At 56.4% G+C, this 19,596-nt stretch carries 21 protein-coding genes; 11 read left to right on the top strand and 10 right to left on the bottom strand.

Features of this window, described 5'->3' with window-relative positions; genetic code table 11:
- The 4 genes from dam to trpS are packed head-to-tail and all read left to right on the top strand — an operon-like array spanning position 1 to position 3,312.
- Positions 1-828: an adenine-specific DNA-methyltransferase gene (gene dam / locus ABIC80_RS16535; RefSeq protein ID WP_023482009.1), complete on the top strand. Its 828-nt coding sequence runs from the start codon at positions 1-3 to the stop codon at positions 826-828.
- Positions 829-883: 55 nt separating this feature from the next.
- Positions 884-1,561 (top strand): ribulose-phosphate 3-epimerase, encoded by a 678-nt coding sequence (gene rpe / locus ABIC80_RS16530; protein ID WP_023482084.1) that lies wholly within the window; start codon positions 884-886, stop codon positions 1,559-1,561.
- A complete protein-coding gene (gene gph / locus ABIC80_RS16525; RefSeq protein WP_076769397.1) occupies positions 1,554-2,315 on the top strand; it encodes a phosphoglycolate phosphatase in 762 nt (253 codons plus the stop codon). The genes rpe and gph overlap by 8 nt, the downstream gene beginning before the upstream one ends.
- Entirely contained in the window at positions 2,308-3,312 is a 1,005-nt protein-coding gene (gene trpS, locus ABIC80_RS16520; RefSeq protein ID WP_429177851.1) for a tryptophan--tRNA ligase, read from the top strand. Before gph ends, trpS begins: the two co-directional genes overlap by 8 nt.
- 397 nt (positions 3,313-3,709) lie before the next feature.
- Here trpS and cysG read toward each other — a convergent pair whose 3' ends face one another.
- The 3 genes from cysG to nirB form a co-directional block, all read right to left on the bottom strand.
- Positions 3,710-5,074 carry a siroheme synthase CysG gene (cysG, locus tag ABIC80_RS16515; protein ID WP_429177850.1) on the bottom strand — a complete coding sequence of 455 codons (1,365 nt, stop codon included), beginning with the start codon at positions 5,072-5,074 and terminating at the stop codon, positions 3,710-3,712.
- A gap of 123 nt (positions 5,075-5,197) precedes the next feature.
- On the bottom strand, positions 5,198-5,524 hold the full coding sequence (gene nirD / locus ABIC80_RS16510; protein ID WP_054804348.1) for a nitrite reductase small subunit NirD: 327 nt from the start codon (positions 5,522-5,524) through the stop codon (positions 5,198-5,200).
- Positions 5,521-8,064, bottom strand: coding sequence for a nitrite reductase large subunit NirB (gene nirB / locus ABIC80_RS16505; RefSeq protein ID WP_429177848.1), 2,544 nt, complete (start codon positions 8,062-8,064; stop codon positions 5,521-5,523). The genes nirD and nirB overlap by 4 nt, the downstream gene beginning before the upstream one ends.
- Positions 8,065-8,304: 240 nt before the next feature.
- Here nirB and ABIC80_RS16500 point away from each other — a divergent pair, with 240 nt between their 5' ends.
- The 4 genes from ABIC80_RS16500 to ABIC80_RS16485 all read left to right on the top strand — a co-directional run bounded on the left by ABIC80_RS16500 (position 8,305) and on the right by ABIC80_RS16485 (position 11,219).
- Positions 8,305-9,603, top strand: coding sequence for a cytosine deaminase (locus ABIC80_RS16500; RefSeq protein WP_429177846.1), 1,299 nt, complete (start codon positions 8,305-8,307; stop codon positions 9,601-9,603).
- Positions 9,604-9,758: 155 nt separating this feature from the next.
- Positions 9,759-10,331 (top strand): peptidylprolyl isomerase A, encoded by a 573-nt coding sequence (gene ppiA / locus ABIC80_RS16495; RefSeq protein WP_042717446.1) that lies wholly within the window; start codon positions 9,759-9,761, stop codon positions 10,329-10,331.
- 125 nt (positions 10,332-10,456) lie between these two features.
- Complete coding sequence (locus ABIC80_RS16490) at positions 10,457-10,627, top strand: YhfG family protein (RefSeq protein ID WP_023482040.1); 171 nt, start codon at positions 10,457-10,459, stop codon at positions 10,625-10,627.
- Positions 10,617-11,219, top strand: a complete 603-nt coding sequence (locus ABIC80_RS16485; RefSeq protein ID WP_429177844.1) for a putative adenosine monophosphate-protein transferase Fic — start codon at positions 10,617-10,619, stop codon at positions 11,217-11,219. The genes ABIC80_RS16490 and ABIC80_RS16485 overlap by 11 nt, the downstream gene beginning before the upstream one ends.
- 19 nt (positions 11,220-11,238) lie before the next feature.
- Here the strand turns inward: ABIC80_RS16485 and ABIC80_RS16480 are convergent, their stop codons facing one another.
- Together ABIC80_RS16480 and ABIC80_RS16475 are read right to left on the bottom strand one after the other, a co-directional pair.
- On the bottom strand, positions 11,239-11,562 hold the full coding sequence (locus ABIC80_RS16480; protein ID WP_054804345.1) for a helix-turn-helix domain-containing protein: 324 nt from the start codon (positions 11,560-11,562) through the stop codon (positions 11,239-11,241).
- Positions 11,540-11,917 (bottom strand): type II toxin-antitoxin system RelE/ParE family toxin, encoded by a 378-nt coding sequence (locus ABIC80_RS16475; RefSeq protein ID WP_429177842.1) that lies wholly within the window; start codon positions 11,915-11,917, stop codon positions 11,540-11,542. Before ABIC80_RS16475 ends, ABIC80_RS16480 begins: the two co-directional genes overlap by 23 nt.
- Positions 11,918-12,068: 151 nt before the next feature.
- Between ABIC80_RS16475 and pabA the strand changes: the two genes are divergently transcribed.
- Entirely contained in the window at positions 12,069-12,632 is a 564-nt protein-coding gene (pabA, locus tag ABIC80_RS16470; RefSeq protein WP_429177840.1) for an aminodeoxychorismate synthase component 2, read from the top strand.
- A gap of 87 nt (positions 12,633-12,719) precedes the next feature.
- Positions 12,720-13,940, top strand: coding sequence for a bifunctional acetylornithine/succinyldiaminopimelate transaminase (gene argD, locus ABIC80_RS16465; protein WP_094422347.1), 1,221 nt, complete (start codon positions 12,720-12,722; stop codon positions 13,938-13,940).
- On the opposite strand, the gene ABIC80_RS16460 is transcribed toward argD, so the two are convergent.
- Entirely contained in the window at positions 13,930-16,008 is a 2,079-nt protein-coding gene (locus ABIC80_RS16460) for a YccS/YhfK family putative transporter (protein ID WP_429177838.1), read from the bottom strand. The genes argD and ABIC80_RS16460 overlap by 11 nt on opposite strands.
- A gap of 48 nt (positions 16,009-16,056) precedes the next feature.
- Positions 16,057-16,689, bottom strand: a complete 633-nt coding sequence (gene crp / locus ABIC80_RS16455) for a cAMP-activated global transcriptional regulator CRP (protein ID WP_000242758.1) — start codon at positions 16,687-16,689, stop codon at positions 16,057-16,059.
- A gap of 309 nt (positions 16,690-16,998) precedes the next feature.
- On the opposite strand from crp, the gene ABIC80_RS16450 reads away from it, so the two are divergent.
- On the top strand, positions 16,999-17,403 hold the full coding sequence (locus ABIC80_RS16450; RefSeq protein WP_023482049.1) for an OsmC family protein: 405 nt from the start codon (positions 16,999-17,001) through the stop codon (positions 17,401-17,403).
- A 30-nt stretch (positions 17,404-17,433) separates the two neighbouring features.
- On the opposite strand, the gene ABIC80_RS16445 is transcribed toward ABIC80_RS16450, so the two are convergent.
- The 3 genes from ABIC80_RS16445 to ABIC80_RS16435 are packed head-to-tail and all read right to left on the bottom strand — an operon-like array spanning position 17,434 to position 19,592.
- On the bottom strand, positions 17,434-18,303 hold the full coding sequence (locus ABIC80_RS16445) for a phosphoribulokinase (RefSeq protein WP_023482098.1): 870 nt from the start codon (positions 18,301-18,303) through the stop codon (positions 17,434-17,436).
- Between the two features lie 54 nt (positions 18,304-18,357).
- Positions 18,358-18,576 carry a YheU family protein gene (locus ABIC80_RS16440; protein ID WP_023481955.1) on the bottom strand — a complete coding sequence of 73 codons (219 nt, stop codon included), beginning with the start codon at positions 18,574-18,576 and terminating at the stop codon, positions 18,358-18,360.
- Entirely contained in the window at positions 18,573-19,592 is a 1,020-nt protein-coding gene (locus ABIC80_RS16435; protein WP_200135387.1) for a hydrolase, read from the bottom strand. The genes ABIC80_RS16440 and ABIC80_RS16435 overlap by 4 nt, the downstream gene beginning before the upstream one ends.
- Positions 19,593-19,596 lie beyond the last annotated feature (4 nt).

Here is a 19,596-nt window from a genome sequence, read left to right as displayed (position 1 = left end):
ATGAAAAAGAATCGCGCTTTTCTAAAATGGGCAGGGGGAAAATACCCCCTGCTCGACGATATCGGTAGGCACTTGCCCAAGGGAGAGTGCCTCATCGAGCCTTTCGTTGGCGCGGGCTCGGTGTTTCTCAACACCTCCTACTCCCGCTATATCCTTGCAGATATCAACAGCGACTTAATCAGCCTCTATAACATCGTTAAAGAGCGCCCTGATGAGTATGTTCATCACGCGCGCGCGCTGTTTGTGCCTGCGGTGAACCAGTCCGAAGTCTATTACCAGCTGCGTCAGGAGTTTAACCAGTGCCAGGAGCCGTTCCGGCGCGCGCTGCTGTTTTTATACCTCAACCGGCATGGCTACAATGGTCTGTGTCGTTACAACCTGCGCGGGGAGTTTAATGTGCCGTTCGGGCGCTATAAAAAGCCCTACTTCCCGGAAGCGGAGTTGTACCACTTTGCAGAAAAAGCGCAGAATGCCTTCTTTTACTGCGAATCTTACGCCGAGAGTATGGCGCGCGCGGATGCGAACTCGGTGGTCTATTGCGATCCGCCCTATGCGCCGCTCTCTGCGACAGCCAACTTCACGGCGTACCATACCAATAGCTTTACCCTTGAGCAGCAGGCTCATCTTGCCGCGATTGCGGAGAGTCTGGTGCAGAACCGAATCCCGGTATTGATTTCCAACCATGACACGCTGTTGACGCGTGAATGGTACAGTCAGGCGAAATTGCATGTGGTGAAAGTGCGACGCAGTATCAGCAGTAATGGTGGGACGCGTAAAAAAGTGGATGAGCTGCTGGCGCTCTATCGCCCGGCTCCCGCGCCTCGCTAACCCTGCGTTCACCGCGCCGCCGCCTGCCGAAACCTACTTTCTCAAGGAGATGCGGATGAAACAGTATTTAATTGCCCCTTCGATTCTGTCGGCTGATTTTGCTCGCCTGGGCGAAGACACCGCCAGCGTACTGGCCGCGGGCGGCGACGTTGTTCACTTTGACGTGATGGACAACCACTACGTACCGAACCTGACCATCGGCCCGATGGTGCTGAAAGCGCTGCGCAACTACGGCATCACCGCGCCTATCGATGTGCACCTGATGGTGAAGCCGGTCGACCGTCTGGTACCGGACTTCGCCGAAGCCGGGGCAAGCATTATCACCTTTCATCCTGAAGCTTCTGAACATATCGACCGCACGCTGCAGCTGATCAAAGAGCACGGCTGCAAAGCGGGGCTGGTGTTTAACCCGGCGACGCCGCTGAGCTATCTGGATCACGTTATGGATAAGCTGGATGTGATCCTACTGATGTCCGTGAACCCCGGTTTTGGCGGTCAATCCTTCATTCCCCATACGCTCGACAAGCTGCGTGAAGTGCGTCGTCGCATTGACGCCTCCGGCCTTGATATCCGTCTCGAAGTGGATGGCGGCGTGAAAGCGAGCAATATCGGCGAGATCGCGGCAGCCGGCGCGGATATGTTCGTGGCGGGCTCGGCGATCTTCAATCAGCCGGATTACAAACAGGTTATTGATGAAATGCGTAGCGAACTGGCGAAGGTAAGTCATGGATAAATTGCAGTCGATTCGGGGTGTCGCGTTCGATCTCGACGGCACATTAGTGGACAGCGCGCCGGGGCTTACCGCCGCCGTAGACAGCGCGCTGTATGCCCTTGAGCTGCCGCAGGCTGGCGAAGCGCGCGTGATTACCTGGATTGGTAACGGTGCCGATGTATTGATGGAGCGCGCCTTCAACTGGGCCCGCCAGGAGCGTGCCATTCAGCGCGCCTCGCAGGGCAAGCCCGATATTGATACCGGCGATGTGCCGCAGGCCGAGCAGATCGCCATGCTGCGCAAGCTCTTCAACCGCTACTACGAAGAGACCGTGGAGGAGGGCAGCTTCCTGTTCCCGGACGTGGCGCAGACTCTCGCGGCGCTGCACGAAAAAGGGCTGCCGCTGGCGCTGGTGACCAACAAGCCGACGCCGTTTGTCGCGCCGCTGCTGGACGCGCTGGAGATCGCCCACTACTTCACTTTTGTCGTCGGTGGCGATGATGTAGTGAATAAGAAACCGCACCCGGAGCCGCTGCTGCTGGTGTGCGACAAGCTGGCGATTCAACCCCATGAGTTGCTCTTCGTTGGCGATTCACGCAACGATATCCGCGCCGCGCAGGCGGCCGGCAGCGTCTCCGTTGGCCTGACCTACGGCTATAACTATGGTGAAGCGATTACCCTAAGCGAGCCGGACTACGTCTTCGACCGCTTTAACGATTTACTGCCCGCGCTCGGGCTCCCGCTCAGTGAACATCAGGAAATGAAAAATGACTAAGCCCATCGTTTTTAGTGGCGCACAGCCCTCAGGTGAATTGACCATTGGCAACTATATGGGTGCGCTGCGTCAGTGGGTGAACATGCAGGACGACTATCACTGTATCTACTGCATCGTTGACCTGCATGCCATTACCGCGCGTCAGGATCCGGAGAAGCTGCGCAAGGCGACGCTGGATACGCTGGCGCTCTACCTGGCGTGCGGTATTGATCCGCAGAAAAGCACGATCTTTGTGCAGTCCCACGTTCCTGAGCATGCCCAGCTGGGTTGGGCGCTGAACTGCTACACCTACTTCGGCGAGCTGAGCCGTATGACGCAGTTCAAAGATAAATCCGCACGCTATTCAGAAAACATCAACGCCGGCCTGTTTGACTACCCGGTGCTGATGGCGGCAGACATTCTGCTTTACCAGACTAACCAGGTGCCGGTCGGCGAAGACCAGAAGCAGCATCTGGAGCTGAGCCGCGATATCGCCCAGCGCTTTAACGCCATCTATGGCGATGTGTTTAAAGTGCCTGAGCCGTTTATTCCGAAGTCCGGTGCGCGCGTGATGTCGCTGCTGGAGCCGACGAAAAAGATGTCCAAGTCGGACGATAACCGCAACAACGTGATTGGCCTGCTGGAAGATCCGAAAGCGGTAGTGAAGAAGATCAAACGCGCCGTAACCGACTCCGACGAGCCGCCGGTGGTGCGTTACGATGTGGCGAACAAAGCGGGCGTCTCTAACCTGCTTGATATCCTCTCCGCCGTGACCGGCCAGAGCATCGCCGAGCTGGAGCAGCATTTCGAAGGCAAGATGTATGGCCATTTGAAAGGCGAAGTGGCGGACGCGGTTTCCGGCATGCTGACCGAGTTGCAGGAGCGTTACCATCGTTATCGCAATGACGAAGCTTTCCTGCAGCAGATCATGCGCGAAGGTGCGGAAAAAGCGAGCGCGCACGCTTCAGAAACCCTGAAGAAAGTGTACGAAGCGATTGGGTTTGTTGCGAAGCCGTAAGCGGAATAGGCTCGGTTTTGTAGGCCTGATAAGCGCAGCGCCATCAGGCATTGTGCCCGGCGCTGACTGCCGGATGGCGGCATAAATGCCTTATCCGGCCTGTGGGTTAGCGCGTTTTTGTAGGCCTGATAAGCGCAGCGCCATCAGGCATTGTGTCAGGCGCTGACTGCCGGATGGCGGCATAAATGCCTTATCCGGCCTACGGGTTAGCATGGTTTTGTAGGCCTGATAAGCGCAGCGCCATCAGGCATTGTGCCCGGCGGTGATTGCCGGATGGCGGCATAACGCCTTATCCGGCCTGTGGGTTAGCGCATTTTTGTAGGCCTGATAAGCGCAGCGCCATCAGGCATTAGCCTCCGCCCTCGGTCAGGTAAGCTTGCGCCATCAGGCATTGTCTTTAAAACCACTTCAACTTATCGCGTAACGCGACAACCCTGCCGACGATAATCAACGACGGGCTTTTCACCTGTTGCGCCAGGTCCCCAAGCTGCGACAACGCGCCGCTCACCACCCGCTGCTGCACCGATGTGCCATTTTCCACCAGCGCTACCGGCATATCCGCCTGCATACCGTGCGCGATCAACTGCTCCTGAATCGCCGCTGCCTGATTTAACCCCATATAGAACACCAGCGTCTGCTTCTCTGCCGCCAGGTTAGCCCAGTCAAGTTCGCCGCCGGTTTTCAGGTGGCCTGTGACCAGCCGCACGCTCTGAGCGTAATCCCGGTGAGTCAACGGAATGCCCGAGTAAGCGGAACAGCCCGAAGCCGCTGTAATCCCTGGCACAACCGAGAAGGGAATGCCCGCATGGCACAGCGTTTCCAGCTCTTCGCCGCCGCGCCCAAAAATAAAGGGATCGCCGCCTTTTAGCCGCACCACGCGCTTCCCGCTTTGCGCCTCGCGCAGCAGGATCTGGTTAATCTCCTCCTGCGGCACGCAGTGATAGCCCGCTCGTTTACCGACAAACACACGGTCAGCGTCGCGGCGCACCAGGTTCATGATCTCATCGGAGACCAGCCGGTCATACACCACCACATCCGCCTGCTGGATTTGCTGTAAGCCTTTCAGCGTCAGCAGCCCGGCATCGCCAGGCCCGGCGCCCACCAGCACCACTTCACCGCGGTTATCCAGCGGCTCGTTCAGCATCTGCTCGGTGATAGTCTCCACGGCGGCCATATTCTGGTTCGCCAGCGACTGGGCCAGCCGATCGTTAACGAACAGCTTCTCCCAGAAACGACGGCGCTCGCTCATGGTGGCGAAATGGCGCTTCACACGGCTGCGCAGCTGCCCGGCAAACTTCGCTACGTGACCAAGGTGTTGCGGCAGCAGCGACTCCAGCTTCTCGCGCAGTAAACGCGCCAGCACCGGCGACGTGCCGCCGGAGGAGATCGCCACCATCAGCGGCGAACGGTCGATAATCGACGGCATGATAAAGCTCGCTTCTTTCGGCGCATCGACCACATTGCAGAAGATGCGACGCGTTTCTGCCGCATCGCTGACCCGCTGGTTTACCGCGTCGTTATCGGTGGCGGCAATTGCCAGCCAGCACTCATCGAGTAGCGTTTCGCTAAACTCGCCTTCGACCAGCCTCAGCATGCCTTCGGCGGCCCAGGCGGTAAATTGAGGAATAAAGGAGAGGGCATTGACGGTGAGCTGCGCGCCCGCATCCAGCAACAGACGCGCTTTGCGCTCCGCGACGTCGCCGCCGCCGACCAGCAGACAGGCGCGTCCCCGTAATTGACAGAAAATTGGCAGGTGATCCACGACATTACCCCGGAATTGTAGTTATAGGCTGAAGCGGGCGCCGCGCGGCGAGAACCGCGGGCGCTGAGCATGAGCCGTAGCATAACAGCAAGCTATCGCTACGGCCGTTGAGAGGGCAGGGGATTATGCTTTGATCTGCACCTCACCATCCTTCACTCGTGCTTCAAAATGGGCAACTGAACGGCTTTCATCTTCCATGCAGAGGCCATCACGCAGACGGAAGCGCTGTTTTTTTAACGGGCTGGCAACCCACAGTTCGCCCTGATGTTCGGCGATAATGCCGCGAGAGAGCACGCTCGACTGGAAAAAGGGGTCGATATTGCTGATGGCGTAAACCTGGTCATCGTGGCGCGGGCGGAAAATCGCCACCTGCTCGCCATTGACCAGCGCGCAGACGCCGGTTGCCGGGACAATCTCATCAATATTGCAAACGCTGTTCCACTGGCTCATGCGTTCTCCTCCACTAACATCACCGGAATACGTTCATAAGGTGTCGCCGGGCGATGCTGCGCGCGCTCCGGAACCACCTGCACGTTCGGGTCGCGGCGATCGCTGTTGATAAAGTGTTTGAAGCGCGTTTGCGCCGCCGGGTTGTTGACGGTTTCCGTCCACTCGCAAATCACCGCTTCACGCAGGCGGGTCATCTCTGCTTCAAGCTGTGCATCAAAGCCCAGCTTGTCGTCGATGATGACGCTGCGCAGATAGTTGATACCGCCTTCCATCCCCTCAAGCCAGGAGGCGGTGCGGGTCAGTTTGTCGGCGGTGCGAATGTAGAACATCATAAAGCGGTCGAGGTAACGCAGCAGGGTCTCGCGATCGAGGTCCGCCGCCAGCAGATCCGCATGGCGCGGTTTCATGCCGCCGTTACCGCACACATAGAGGTTCCAGCCCTTTTCCGTAGCGATAATACCGACATCTTTCCCCTGCGCTTCCGCACATTCACGGGTACATCCGGAGACGCCGAACTTCATTTTGTGTGGAGTACGGATGCCTTTGTAACGGTTTTCCAGCTCGACGCCGAAACCGACGCTGTCGCCGACGCCATAGCGGCACCAGGTCGAGCCGACGCAGGTTTTCGCCATACGCAGCGCTTTGGCGTAGGCGTGACCGGTTTCGAACCCGGCATTGATTAACTGACGCCAGATCTCCGGCAGATCGTCTTTTTGCGCGCCAAACAGGCCGATGCGCTGCGAGCCGGTGATTTTGGTATAGAGATTGAACTCCCGCGCGATGCGGCCCACTTCCATCAGCCCTTCCGGGGTGATTTCACCGCCCGCAGAGCGTGGGATAACAGAGTAGGTGCCATCTTTCTGGATATTGGCGAGGAAGTTGTCGTTGGTATCCTGCAGCGGCGTGTGCTGCGGTTTCAGGATGTACTCGTTCCAGCAGGAGGCGAGCAGCGAGCCAACAGTCGGTTTACACACTTCGCAGCCGTAGCCGGTACCGTATTTCGCCAGCAGGTCGTCAAAGGTTTTAATCCCTTCCACCTGGATGAGGTGGAACAGCTCCTGGCGGGAGTAGGCGAAGTGTTCACACAGGTTATTGGTGATTTCGATACCCTGTTTCGCCAGCTCGGCGTTCAGCACCTGCGTAACCAGCGGAATACAGCCGCCGCAGCCGGTTCCGGCTTTGGTTTCCGCTTTCAGTGCGGCTACGGTGTGGCAGCCTTTGTTGATGGCCTTAATCAGGTCGCCTTTGGTGACGTCGAAGCAGGAGCAAATTTGCGCGCTGTCCGGCAACTTATCGACGCCAATTGAAGGTTTACCGCCGCTGGCATGCGCTGGCAGGATCAGCGCATCGGGGTTTTCCGGCAGTTCGATGGCGTTGAGCACCAGTTGCAGCAGGTTGCCGTAATCGCTGGTGTCGCCAACCAGTACGGCGCCGAGCAGAGTTTTGTTATCCGGGCTGACAATCAGGCGTTTATAGACTTCTTTGCTTTCGTCGAGGTAGACATAGCTGCGAGCGCCCGCTGTACGGCCGTGTGCATCGCCGATGCCGCCAACATCCACGCCGAGCAGCTTCAGCTTGGCGCTAAGATCTGCGCCTTCAAAGGCATTTTGCGTGCCGAGAATATGGTCAACCGTCACCTGCGCCATTTTGTAGCCTGGCGCGACCAGACCATAAACGCGGTTGTTCCAGCTGGCGCACTCGCCGATAGCATAAATATTGGGATCGGAGGTCTGGCAGCAGTCGTCGATCATGATGCCGCCGCGCGGGGCAACTTCAAGCCCGCACTGGGTCGCCAGTTTATCGCGTGGACGGATGCCGGTCGAGAATACGATAAAGTCCACTTCCAGCTCGCTGCCGTCGGCGAAGCGCATGGTTTTGCGCGCCTCAACGCCCTCCTGCACGATCTCTTTGGTGTTTTTGCTGGTGTGCACGCGCACGCCCATGCTTTCGATTTTACGTCTTAACTGCTCGCCGCCCATCTGATCGAGTTGTTCCGCCATCAGCATTGGGGCGAATTCAATAACGTGGGTTTCGACGCCTAAGTTTTTCAGCGCGCCTGCGGCTTCCAGACCCAGCAGGCCGCCGCCAACCACCGCGCCACGGCGGCTACGACGCGCGCATGACTCAATGGCATTCAAATCTTCAATAGTGCGGTAAACAAAACAGTCCTGGGTTTCAGACCCTTTGATCGGCGGGATCCACGGGTAGGAGCCGGTGGCCATGATCAGCTTATCGTAATAGACCGTGCGACCTGCGCTGGAGTGGATCACTTTTTCCTGGCGATTGATGGTGATGGCGCGTTCGCCCACCAGCACTTTGACGCCATGTTTTTCGTAGAAGCCTTCGCGTACCAGCGACAGCTCTTCGGCTGTATGGTGGGAAAAGTAGGATGACAGGTGGACGCGGTCGTAGGCTTTACGCGGCTCTTCACAGAATACGGTAATGTCGAACTGGCTGGCGTCGGCTTTGTCGAGAAGGTCCTCGATAAAGCGGTGGCCGACCATGCCGTTACCGATGATAGCGAGTTTGACTTTGCTCATTTTTGCCTCGATTTCTTTTTTACTACCTCCTACCTTAACGATTCAGCTTGCACGGTTATTGATGTATATCAATTACACCTTAGCCTACTCCCTAATGAGTATATTGCTGATTTTTCATGGTTTTTATAAGTATTGGATATCATTCATATTTATATGTTGAGGAATTTCTATACTGAAAGTGACGTTTTTTAGTACGAGGCTAGCTACGACATATCTGAGGGAGAAAGAGGAGATAATGCGATGTCAGCAACATCACTATGGCTTGTGCAGAATGTGCACTTGCCCGATCGCGAAGGAGTGTGGCAAATCGCCATTGAGAATGGGCGATTTGGCGAGATTACGCCGATGGATGACGCCCAGAGCGAGACACTTGACGTGCTTGATGCCGGTGGCGGTTTAGCGCTGCCGCCGTTCGTCGAACCGCATATTCACCTGGACACCACGCAAACGGCGGGCGATCCCCGATGGAACGAGTCCGGTACGCTGTTCGAGGGGATTGAGTGCTGGGCCGAACGTAAAGCGCAGCTCTGCCATCAGGATGTGAAAAAGCGCGCCTGGCAGACGCTGAAATGGCAAATGGCCAACGGCGTACAGCATGTGCGCACCCACGTTGATGTTTCCGATCCGCTGTTAACGGCGCTGAAAGCGATGCTGGAGGTCAAAGAGGAGGTCGCGCCGTGGATCGATCTGCAAATTGTCGCCTTTCCGCAGGAGGGGATCCTCTCCTACCCGAACGGCGCTGCGCTGTTAGAAAAAGCACTTCAGCTTGGGGCCGATGTGGTCGGTGCGATTCCGCATTTTGAGTACACGCGTGAATATGGCATTGAATCACTCAATATTGCTTTCGATCTGGCGCGTGAGTATGAGCGCCCGCTGGATATCCACTGCGATGAGATTGATGATGAGCAGTCGCGCTTTGTTGAGACCGTCGCCGCGCTGGCACTTGAAATGGAGATGGGCTCGCGCGTCACCGCCAGCCACACCACCGCCATGCACTCCTACAATGGCGCGTATACATCCCGTCTTTTCCGCCTGCTGCAACGTTCCGGCATCAATTTCGTGGCCAACCCGCTGGTCAATATTCACCTGCAGGGGCGGTTCGATGACTACCCGAAACGGCGGGGCGTTACGCGGGTGAAAGAGTTGATGGCGGCGGGGATGAATGTCTGCTTTGGTCACGATGATGTGTTCGATCCCTGGTATCCGCTCGGCACTGGCAATATGTTGCAGGTGCTGCATATGGGTCTGCACGTATGTCAGCTGATGGGCTATTCGCAGATTGAACAGGGTCTGCAACTCATTACCCACAACAGCGCCAAAACGCTGGGATTGAAAGAGTACGGCATTGCGCCAGGCTTGCCTGCCAATATGGTTATTCTGCCTGTTGAAAACGGCTTTGAGGCGGTGCGCTGCCAGTCCCCGGTACGCTGGTCAATTCGTCACGGACGCATCATTGCCAGTACGCAACCTGCGCAGAGCTGGGTACGGATGGAGCAGGGGTGCGAAGAGGTGCATTTTAACCGGATGCCGCAAGCGTAGCGGCGTGCCAGGCCGTTAAGACGCACGAATTTGGCGGTCTGGCGTTACATCTGTTACCAAATACGTAAAATTAAGTAAAAGGCTGGCCTGCTGGCTGAGTGCTCTTTAGAATCAAGCCACTCGCTTTCGTTACTGCACTTCGTTAAGGAAACCTTATGGTTAAATCGACTCTGGCGGCTATGGCGGCTCTGCTCGCCCTTTCTGCTATCTCCCCTGCTGCGCTGGCCGCAAAAGGCGACCCGCATGTTCTGCTCACCACTTCTGCCGGTAATATCGAACTGGAGCTGAACAATCAGAAAGCCCCCGTGTCGGTGAAAAACTTCCTTGATTACGTGAATAACGGTTTTTATAACAACACCACTTTCCATCGCGTTATTCCTGGCTTTATGGTTCAGGGCGGCGGCTTTAACGAGCAGATGCAGCAGAAGCAGCCTAACCCGCCTATCAAGAACGAAGCGGATAACGGCCTGCGCAACACGCGCGGCACCATTGCCATGGCGCGGACTGCGGATAAAGACAGCGCCACCAGCCAGTTCTTTATCAACGTTGCGGATAACGCCTTCCTGGATCATGGCCAGCGTGACTTTGGCTACGCAGTGTTTGGCAAAGTGGTAAAAGGCATGGACGTTGCCGATAAGATCTCCCAGGTGCCGACGCACGATGTTGGCCCGTATCAGAATGTCCCGTCAAAACCGGTTGTTATCCTCTCCGCGAAAGTGCTGCCATAAGTTTCCTCCACACGGGCTTTGCGGCCCGTGTTTTACCGCTTCCCTGCGTAACCCGGAATTACTGCTTATAATTTTTTGGGCATGTACATCATTTGGGTATGTATATCGCTTAACTGGGAGGCGCTATGCCGAAAAAACTCACCGACAGGCAAAAATCCCGACTCTGGGAGCAGCAGCGCAACATCAATTTTCAGGCCAGCCGCCGGCTGGAGGGCGTTGATAGCGAGCTTGTTACGCTGAATGCGGAAGAGGCGACTTTACGTCTTGAAGAGCTGCGGAGGCAAAATGAGCGATAAATTCGGCGACGGGCGCGACCCGTATCTTTTCCCGGGCCTGAAAGTGATGCGCAATCGCCTCGGCATTCGCAATGCTAAGGGGCTGGAGAAGGAGGCGTATCAGTTCACCGCCCTTCGCGCAGCAACTCTCGAGCTGGGGCCGATTGCCCGCGGGCTGCCGCATCTTTGCGCCATTCATCGGCACCTCTACCAGGATGTCTTCGACTGGGCCGGGCAGATCCGCGAAGTCGATATCTACGAGGGCGATACCCGCTTTTGCCACTTCGAGTATATCGAGAAAGAGGGCAATGCCCTGATGCAGCAGCTTGAGGATGAGGAGTGGCTCGTCGGGCTTGAAAAAGAGGCGTTCATCGCACGCCTGGCGCATTACTACTGCGAAATCAACGTCCTGCACCCGTTCCGCCTGGGTAATGGCATTGCGCAGCGTATCTTCTTCGAACAGCTGGCGCTGCACGCGGGCTTCTCGCTCGACTGGCGCGATATCGATCCCGACGACTGGCGCAACGCTAACCAGGCGGGTGCGATGGGCGATCTTGAACCGTTAACTGCAATCTTCAGCCAGGTGGTGAGCGAGGCGCACGAGGGCGAGTAAAACGAAGGTCTTGCTCCAGTCAGAGCAAGACCTTAAGCCCATGTTTTTGCACTACAGAAAGTAACTTGAGGGAGACACCACTTGGTCGCTTCATACCGTTTTCCCACTTTTGTATCGTTGAAACGCTGGTGTTGAGATAGCGGGCAAAGACCGACTGACTAACGTTGAATCGCTCGCGTAGCCCTTTGATCTCCTCAGGTTTAAGAGCGTCAACAGGGCTCAGGCAACGCTCATCAAAGTTACGCATTGTTTCCTGAGTCATGGCCCCGGCATCAAATAACCCCTTTGCCGCGCTATGGATTGCCTCATAAGCGAGGCTTTTACTTTTTCGTGTCGTTGTCATGAGTAATCTCAACCAACTCTCTGTTACTGATTAGCACCAAAAGGACGCTTTCGGAAAGGCGAGCGTAATGTTTTGCCAGCTCACGAAACGCGGCTAACTCACCGTCATTAATATTTGCCATATCCTGCTTTGCATAGATAAAGGTGTAAAACGCATGTGCGCCGCCTTTTGTCAGGATAATGGCACGATCGCGATTTTGATTTAGCCGTTTCTTGTAGACCCCTCCGCCTAAATTATCCGCCTGGCCCTGCATCAACTCATCGATTGCCTGACGTAATTCGCTGTCGCGGATGCCAAGTTTTTTGGCCGCTTTGGCAAACCATTTGGTTTTAAAAATCCGTTTAAAAGATACCATTACTTCCATCCACAATGTAGCACTTGGTGCAATAGTAATCCTTCAAGTGTGGAAAGGAAGATTTCCGTAAACCCGTTTTTTATCTTTGCGAAGTACCGTATAGTTTCGCGCAAACTGCATGAAACGCGGCACATCCATTGGTTGAATTCACATGATCCTGCTTATCGACAATTACGACTCCTTTACCTGGAACCTCTACCAATATTTTTGTGAGCTGGGCGCAGACGTGGAGGTGAGGCGTAACGATGAGCTGACGCTGGCGGAGATTGAGATGCTAGCGCCGCAGAAAATTGTTATTTCGCCAGGCCCTTGCACGCCGGATGAGTCGGGCATTTCGCTTGAGGTTATTGCGCACTATGCGGGCAAGCTGCCGATCCTCGGCGTTTGCCTCGGCCATCAGGCGATTGCCCAGGCATTTGGTGCCACCATTGTGCGCGCGGCGAAAGTGATGCACGGCAAAACTTCCCCCATTACGCACTCTGGCAGAGGCGTGTTTAGCGGGTTAAATAATCCGTTAACTGTTACGCGTTATCACTCTTTGGTCATCGCTCCGCCTACCTTACCTGACTGCTTCGAGGTCACTGCCTGGAGTGAAAACGGTGAGATTATGGGCATTCGCCATAAGGCGTGGGATCTGGAAGGGGTGCAGTTCCACCCGGAAAGTATTCTCAGTGAGCAGGGCCACCAATTGCTGGAAAACTTCCTTACGCGGTGATTTGTGGTTGCCATATAGTGATTTTTTATGCATATTTCGTGATTATATTTTCACTATGAATGCAACATAACACGGGATGGGCAACCTATGGCAACTCAGCAAGACGCGGTGACACGTGCAAACTTCGATGACGTTATTCTGCCAATTTACGCACCGGCCGAGTTTATCCCGGTAAAGGGAAAGGGCAGCCGCGTCTGGGATCAGCAGGGTAAAGAGTACGTTGATTTTGCTGGCGGCATTGCGGTAACTGCTTTAGGCCACTGCCATCCGGCACTGGTGGAGACGCTGAAAGCGCAGGGCGAGACGCTCTGGCACCTGAGCAACGTCTTCACTAACGAGCCGGCGCTGCGTCTGGCGCGCAAGCTGGTGGATGCCACCTTTGCCGAGCGCGTCGTGTTTATGAACTCCGGTACCGAAGCCAACGAGACCGCCTTTAAGCTGGCGCGTTTTTATGCAACAACGCGCCACAGCCCGCACAAAACCAAAATCATCGCTTTCCACCACGCTTTTCACGGGCGTTCCCTCTTTACCGTTACCGTCGGCGGTCAGCCGAAATACTCCGACGGCTTTGGCCCGAAACCGGCCGACATCGTGCATGTTCCGTTTAACGATCTTCACGCGGTTAAAGCGGTGATGGACGATCACACCTGCGCCGTGGTGGTAGAGCCGATTCAGGGCGAAGGCGGAGTTACCGCCGCAACCCCTGAGTTCCTCAAAGGCCTGCGTGAACTGTGCGATGCGCACAACGCACTGCTGGTGTTTGATGAGGTGCAGTGCGGCATGGGGCGCAGCGGTGAATTGTTCGCTTACATGCACTACGGCGTGACGCCGGACATTCTGACCAGCGCCAAAGCCCTCGGCGGCGGCTTCCCGGTCAGCGCCATGTTAACGACCCATGAGATCGCCAGCGTTTTCCACGCGGGTTCCCACGGCTCCACTTACGGCGGAAACCCGCTGGCTTGCGCCGTGGCTGGCACTGCTTTCGATATCATCAACACCCCTGAGGTGCTGAATGGCGTCAGTGCCAAACGTCAGCACTTTGTGCAGTGCCTGCAGCAGATTAATGAGCAGTACGACCTGTTCAGCGATATTCGTGGCATGGGCCTGTTGATTGGTGCCGAGCTGAAACCGCAATACAAAGGCCGCGCGCGCGACTTCCTGCATGCGGCTGCCGCAGCGGGCGTAATGGTGCTGAATGCCGGTCCGGATGTGATGCGTTTTGCGCCGTCGCTGATTATCGAAGAGCAGGATATTGATGAAGGGATGCAGCGCTTTGCGCAGGCCGTCGCAAGCGTGGTTAACGCGTAAGGCGTCGGCGTAGCCAGATGCCGTGATGCGGGCGCTGACGCCATGCCACCGACGAGATCGTGTGCATGGTGCTCAGATGCCCGATAATGCGCTGCAAATGCTGCTCCAGCGTGCTCATTGGGCCGTGGGTCAGCGCCTCCGGCGCTTCCATAACATTCACCTCGCCTGATTCCCCCGGCCCGTCATACTCCAGCCGCTGCTGACAACGTTGCAGCGCAATTTCGCACGACTCAAGATAGCGCTGCGCCAGATCCGGTGTCAGCATGGTGTGCTCGCGCGCCAGCGTCGTCATGGCGTTGATATGTTCGACAATAAACTGGCTGTGCGTCACCCACAGTTTCATATCGCTCAGGTAGCGGCTGTTAAAGCCGGGCTCCTGCATCGCCTGGTTAAGGGAGTTGAACAGGGCGTTGTGCGCCTGGTTAACCTGCATACGCTGCCAGGCCAGCGGCGTCGCTTCCGGGTTGTTGCTAAGGATCAGGCGAATCGCATCCTGATAAGTCTCCAGCGCATCGTGCGCATTCTGGCGCAGCAGGCCGCTCTGCCACTGCGGCCACAGCCACACCATCCCACCGAAGGCAATCAGGCAGCCAATCAGCGTATCGACCAGCCGGGCGAGAATAAACTGGTCGCCATTGAGCGTCAGGATTTGCAAGGTATAGACCGCTGTAATCGTGAAACCGACCGTCGCCCAGCCGTAGCTTTTGCGGATAATCAAATAGCTACTTAGGGTGATCATCAGCATCGCTGCCAGCGTAAACCCGAGCGGCACATGAAAGTGCAGCGTCATACCCGCCACCACCAGCCCCGCCAGCGTACCGGCGGCACGGTTAACAATGCGTACGCGGGTTGCGCCATAACCGTTCTGCGTCACCACCATCACCGTCATCATGATCCAGTAAGGCTTCGGCAGATTTAATGCGCTGCCCATCAGGCTGGCGATACTGAGCATCACGCTGATGCGCGCCGCATTGCGCAGGGCGGTTGATTTCAGCGACAGATAGCTTTTTAGCGCCGGGATCAGCGGCAGGCGCTCCTGCTTATCCTCCATCAAATCGCGAATATAGAGCGGGCGCTGGGTGCGCAGCACGCGGGCGATGCGGCTGAAGTGCCAGGCGCAAAACTGCCCGACCGGATTATCAGGATGCTGACGGGCAATTTTCTCCAGTGCGCCGACCTGCTTCTCCATGGTGAAGCGGGTCGGATAGCGGTGATAGAGGATGTCATCCGCCAGCACGCGCAGGCGAGCCGCGACGGTCTGCGCATTCCAGCGAATCACCTGTTCGGCATGGGTTCGCTCGACCAGCTTCTGCACCTTTTCCGGCTGATGCAGGCTGACAGAGATATGCTCCTGCAGATCCAATGCGACCTGAAAGACGCGCAGCAGGCGCTTGTAATCGTTGTTCTGATTGGCCGCCAGCATATGCAACTGCTGGTAACACTGGCTAATCAGATCCACCGCTTTCTGCTGGCGGTCGAGCAGCGGCGGCAGCGCGGTTTCCGGATCGATATGCTGGGTTAACAGGCTATATTTCGCTTCGCAATAGTCCGCCAGCTGCCGGTAGAGCAAGCTGAGGGATTCACGCAGCGGCTGTTCGCGCCATAGCCAGAACCAGAACCAGTTAAACAGCCCGTACCACAAGGTGCCGAGGGTGTAGATCAGCAGCGGCTCCCACACCGGCATGTTCCCGGCGAGGCTGAGGGTAAAGATAGCGGCGATCAGCGAGGCTGGCAGCAGGCGGCCATGCAGCGCGCTGATTTCACCCGTCACCCCGAGCAGCAGGGTTAACACTGTCATGATCACCGGCAGCGGAAGATTTTCCGCCAGCAGAAGCTGCACCGCGAGGCTACAGCCGGCAAACAGCGAGCCGCCGATAATCAGGCGTTTGAAGAAGCGTTTATGCGGGGTATCGAGGCCAGCAATATTGCAGCAGGCGGGAACCAGCGAGAAGAGAAGCCCCTGTTGCAGATGGCCGAGCAGCAGCCCAACCGCCACAGGCAGGCATAACACCAGCGTTTGTCGCAGTGCGTAGTTGATTTCGGGGTGATAAATCAGCCTGCGCCACATGGGAAAACAAAAACGGCGCACCGCATAAGCGATGCGCCATTTTGCAGATTAACGCGTACCGTAGACGACGATAGTTTTACCGTGGGCAGAGATCAGGTTTTGATCTTCGAGCATTTTCAGAATGCGGCCAACCGTTTCGCGGGAGCAACCGACGATCTGACCAATCTCCTGACGGGTAATTTTAATTTGCATACCGTCCGGGTGGGTCATCGCGTCCGGCTGTTTCGCCAGGTTCAGCAGAGTCTGAGCAATACGGCCAGTCACGTCGAGGAACGCCAGGTTACCGACTTTCTCCGAGGTCACCTGCAGGCGACGCGCCATCTGCGAGGAGAGGCGCATCAGAATATCCGGATTCACCTGGATAAGCTGACGGAATTTTTTGTAGGAGATCTCCGCAACTTCACAGGCGGTCTTGGCGCGAACCCAGGCGCTACGCTCCTGACCTTCTTCAAACAGGCCCAGTTCACCAATAAAATCGCCCTGGTTGAGGTAAGAGAGGATCATCTCTTTACCCTCTTCATCCTTGATGAGCACTGCCACTGAGCCTTTAACGATGTAATACAGCGTTTCCGCTTTTTCACCCTGGTGAATCAGCGTGCTCTTCGACGGGTACTTATGAATATGGCAATGAGACAAGAACCATTCGAGAGTCGGGTCTGTTTGCGGTTTGCCAAGCACCATGCGCGATTATCCTCTGTTATAAGCTGGCTCCAGAAACGGCGTGAATCATTCAGCTTCTGGGGTTGCAATCAAAGCTTCCCAAATCCCGGGAAGTGGACCGTCAGCGACATCTGCGGTCTCTAATGTATGATATCCCTTGCGTACATTCGTAACGTCAATGTTTCTCTGTAGCATGTAGACTGTTTTAGCATAGCTTTTGGCGCCTGTCTCCTGGTGTCTCGCTTCAGCATGACGCAGGTCGCCTTCCGTTGCGCGTTTTGTTATGTACGCGTAATCTGTGAAAAAATTTGCCATACCGGAGTGATGAACATGCAGGCACGAGTGAAATGGGTTGAAGGGTTAACGTTCCTTGGTGAGTCCGCTTCCGGCCACCAAATCCTGATGGATGGCAACTCCGGGGATAAAGCTCCCAGCCCGATGGAGATGGTCTTAATGGCCGCTGGCGGTTGCAGCGCTATCGACGTGGTGTCGATCCTGCAAAAAGGGCGTCATGACGTGACCGACTGCGAAGTGAAGCTGACCTCCGAGCGCCGGGAAGAAGCGCCGCGCTACTTTACCCATATCAACCTGCACTTCATTGTTACTGGCAAAGCACTGAAAGAGGCCGCTGTCTCCCGCGCGGTCGATCTCTCAGCTGAGAAGTACTGCTCCGTGGCGCTGATGCTGGAAAAGGCGGTCAAGATTACCCACTCCTTTGAGGTTATCGAGGCCTGATAAGCCTGCCCGGCGGCGCTTCCCGCCGGGTTATTTAATCTTTTTGCCTTCCATCAGCCGCTGCACCAGCGGCGTCATAATCAGCTCCATCGCCAGCCCCATTTTGCCGCCCGGCACCACCAGCGTATCCATATGTGAGATAAACGATCCCTGCAACATTGCCAGCAGCCACGGATAATCGATCCCCTCCAGATTGCGGAAATGAATGACGACAAAGCTTTCATCAAGAGAAGGAATGCCTTTGGCGGCGAAGGGGTTTGAGGTATCGACAGTGGGAACGCGCTGGAAGTTGAGATGGGTGCGGGAAAACTGCGGCGTGATGTAGTTGATGTAATCTTCCATTGAGCGCACCACCGAATCCATCACCGCTTCCCGGGAGTGGCCGCGCTCGCTGGTGTCGCGGATCATCTTCTGGATCCACTCCAGGTTAACGATAGGCACCACGCCCACCAGCAGATCAACGTGGCGCGCCACATCATGCTGCGGCGTCACCACTCCGCCGTGCAGCCCTTCGTAGAACAACACATCCGTTGGCTCCGGCAGCGGCTGCCAGGGGGTAAAAGTTCCCGGTACCTGATTCCACGGCACGGCTTCATCATAAGTGTGGAGATATTTTCGCGCCTGGCCCTGGCCGCTCTGGCCATACTCGCTGAAGGTCTGCTCCAGCAGGCCGAAATCGTTCGCTTCCGGGCCAAAATAGCTGATATGCCGCCCGAGATCGCGGGCTTTGCGGATCGCCATATCCATTTCCGGACGGGTATAACGATGGAAGCTGTCGCCTTCCACTTCTGCCGCATGCATGTTGAGCTGGGCGAAAATCTTACGGAAGGCGAGGCTGGTGGTGGTGGTTCCCGCGCCGCTGGAGCCAGTGACGGCGATGACCGGATGTTTGGCGGACATAGCAACTCCCTGAAGAAAAACTGTTGTTCAGTATCAAGGCCGCCCGGCGTCCGGTTATTCGTGGAACTGCCCACGCGGCATAATATTCACCGTTTCGTGCAGCTCTGACCACACCAGCACGGCCTCGCCGCGCTGCAATTGCCGTTTTACGTCGGCGACCTTTTGTTCAAGCGAACGCTCATGTTCACCATAATCGGTGCCTTCGCGCAAGACAAAGCTCTCAATCAGATTGTCGAGCGTGTCGGCGTCGAGTTCTTGCCACGGAATAATCATGATGCTCCCAGATAAGCGGATAACCAGTCCGGAATGCGCGTTTCAAGCCACATCTCCGGGCGACGCAGCGTGCCGCCGACAAAGCCGACGTGCCCGCCATGTTCCGTCAGTTGATACTCAATATTAGCGGGTAATTGCGCAAGATCGGGGATGACGTGATGATCCATAAACGGATCATCCTTGGCGTGAATGATAAGCGTCGGTTTACGAATCTGCGGCAACAGCGGCATGGCGCTACAGCGGCGATAGTAATCAAGTGCATCGTCGAAGCCGTGGATTTTCGAGGTGATCACATCATCAAAATCGCGGATGCGCCGCATTTTACGCAGCACCTCCATGGTCGTCGGTAGCGAGCCGGGATAGGCGCGCAGTTTCCGCGCGGCATTGGCCTTCAGCAGGTTGAGCAAATAACGCTGATAAACGCGCGTGAAGCCCTTATCCATATGATAACTGCACGCTTCCAGCACCAGCGGGGCCGAGACAATCACCGCCGCATCCACCGGCAGATCATCATCCGCTTTCGCCAGCAGGCAGCCGAGCATATTGCCGCCCAGCGAATATCCCACCGCCGCGGTCGGCGCCTCGCCAAGCTCCTGACGCAGCCAGGTGAGAAACCAGGTACCGTCCTCTGTTTCGCCGGAGTGATAGATGCGGTTCAGGCGATTAGGAATGCCGCTACAGCCGCGAAAATGCATCACCACGCCCAGCCAGCCGCGCTGTTTCGCCGCATTGATCAGGCCGTGCGCATAGGGGCTGTGCAGGCTGCCCTCCAGGCCATGAAACACCACCAGCCGCGGTTTATGTCGCGCCTGGTTCGGCTCTTCGCTCCACGCGAGATCGACAAAATCCCCGTCCGGCAGTTCAAGGCGCTGCCACCAGGGTTCAAACGCGACGCGACGGCGAATAAGACGCGGCAGCATGGTTTGAAGATGTGGGTTGCTTGCGCCACGCATCGGTTGGAAGCCATGCGTATCATCTTTCAAAACCGCAAGTTGTGAAGGTGTAGTGTCTGTCATAGCA

The sequence above is a fragment of the Kosakonia sp. 1610 genome (genome assembly GCF_050435845.1).
Lineage (GTDB): Bacteria > Pseudomonadota > Gammaproteobacteria > Enterobacterales > Enterobacteriaceae > Kosakonia > Kosakonia cowanii.
Note: the sequence above shows the minus strand (reverse complement) of the source record. Positions and strands in the feature narration are given on the sequence as shown.

Coding starts and splice junctions, on each gene's coding strand:
- dam (WP_023482009.1), top strand. CDS start 1: ATGAAAAAGAATCGCGCTTTTCTAAAATGGGCAGGGGGAAAATACCCC.
- rpe (WP_023482084.1), top strand. CDS start 884: ATGAAACAGTATTTAATTGCCCCTTCGATTCTGTCGGCTGATTTTGCT.
- gph (WP_076769397.1), top strand. CDS start 1,554: ATGGATAAATTGCAGTCGATTCGGGGTGTCGCGTTCGATCTCGACGGC.
- trpS (WP_429177851.1), top strand. CDS start 2,308: ATGACTAAGCCCATCGTTTTTAGTGGCGCACAGCCCTCAGGTGAATTG.
- nirD (WP_054804348.1), bottom strand. CDS start 5,524: ATGAGCCAGTGGAACAGCGTTTGCAATATTGATGAGATTGTCCCGGCA.
- nirB (WP_429177848.1), bottom strand. CDS start 8,064: ATGAGCAAAGTCAAACTCGCTATCATCGGTAACGGCATGGTCGGCCAC.
- ABIC80_RS16500 (WP_429177846.1), top strand. CDS start 8,305: ATGTCAGCAACATCACTATGGCTTGTGCAGAATGTGCACTTGCCCGAT.
- ppiA (WP_042717446.1), top strand. CDS start 9,759: ATGGTTAAATCGACTCTGGCGGCTATGGCGGCTCTGCTCGCCCTTTCT.
- ABIC80_RS16490 (WP_023482040.1), top strand. CDS start 10,457: ATGCCGAAAAAACTCACCGACAGGCAAAAATCCCGACTCTGGGAGCAG.
- ABIC80_RS16485 (WP_429177844.1), top strand. CDS start 10,617: ATGAGCGATAAATTCGGCGACGGGCGCGACCCGTATCTTTTCCCGGGC.
- ABIC80_RS16480 (WP_054804345.1), bottom strand. CDS start 11,562: ATGACAACGACACGAAAAAGTAAAAGCCTCGCTTATGAGGCAATCCAT.
- ABIC80_RS16475 (WP_429177842.1), bottom strand. CDS start 11,917: ATGGTATCTTTTAAACGGATTTTTAAAACCAAATGGTTTGCCAAAGCG.
- pabA (WP_429177840.1), top strand. CDS start 12,069: ATGATCCTGCTTATCGACAATTACGACTCCTTTACCTGGAACCTCTAC.
- argD (WP_094422347.1), top strand. CDS start 12,720: ATGGCAACTCAGCAAGACGCGGTGACACGTGCAAACTTCGATGACGTT.
- ABIC80_RS16460 (WP_429177838.1), bottom strand. CDS start 16,008: ATGTGGCGCAGGCTGATTTATCACCCCGAAATCAACTACGCACTGCGA.
- crp (WP_000242758.1), bottom strand. CDS start 16,689: ATGGTGCTTGGCAAACCGCAAACAGACCCGACTCTCGAATGGTTCTTG.
- ABIC80_RS16450 (WP_023482049.1), top strand. CDS start 16,999: ATGCAGGCACGAGTGAAATGGGTTGAAGGGTTAACGTTCCTTGGTGAG.
- ABIC80_RS16445 (WP_023482098.1), bottom strand. CDS start 18,303: ATGTCCGCCAAACATCCGGTCATCGCCGTCACTGGCTCCAGCGGCGCG.
- ABIC80_RS16440 (WP_023481955.1), bottom strand. CDS start 18,576: ATGATTATTCCGTGGCAAGAACTCGACGCCGACACGCTCGACAATCTG.
- ABIC80_RS16435 (WP_200135387.1), bottom strand. CDS start 19,592: ATGACAGACACTACACCTTCACAACTTGCGGTTTTGAAAGATGATACG.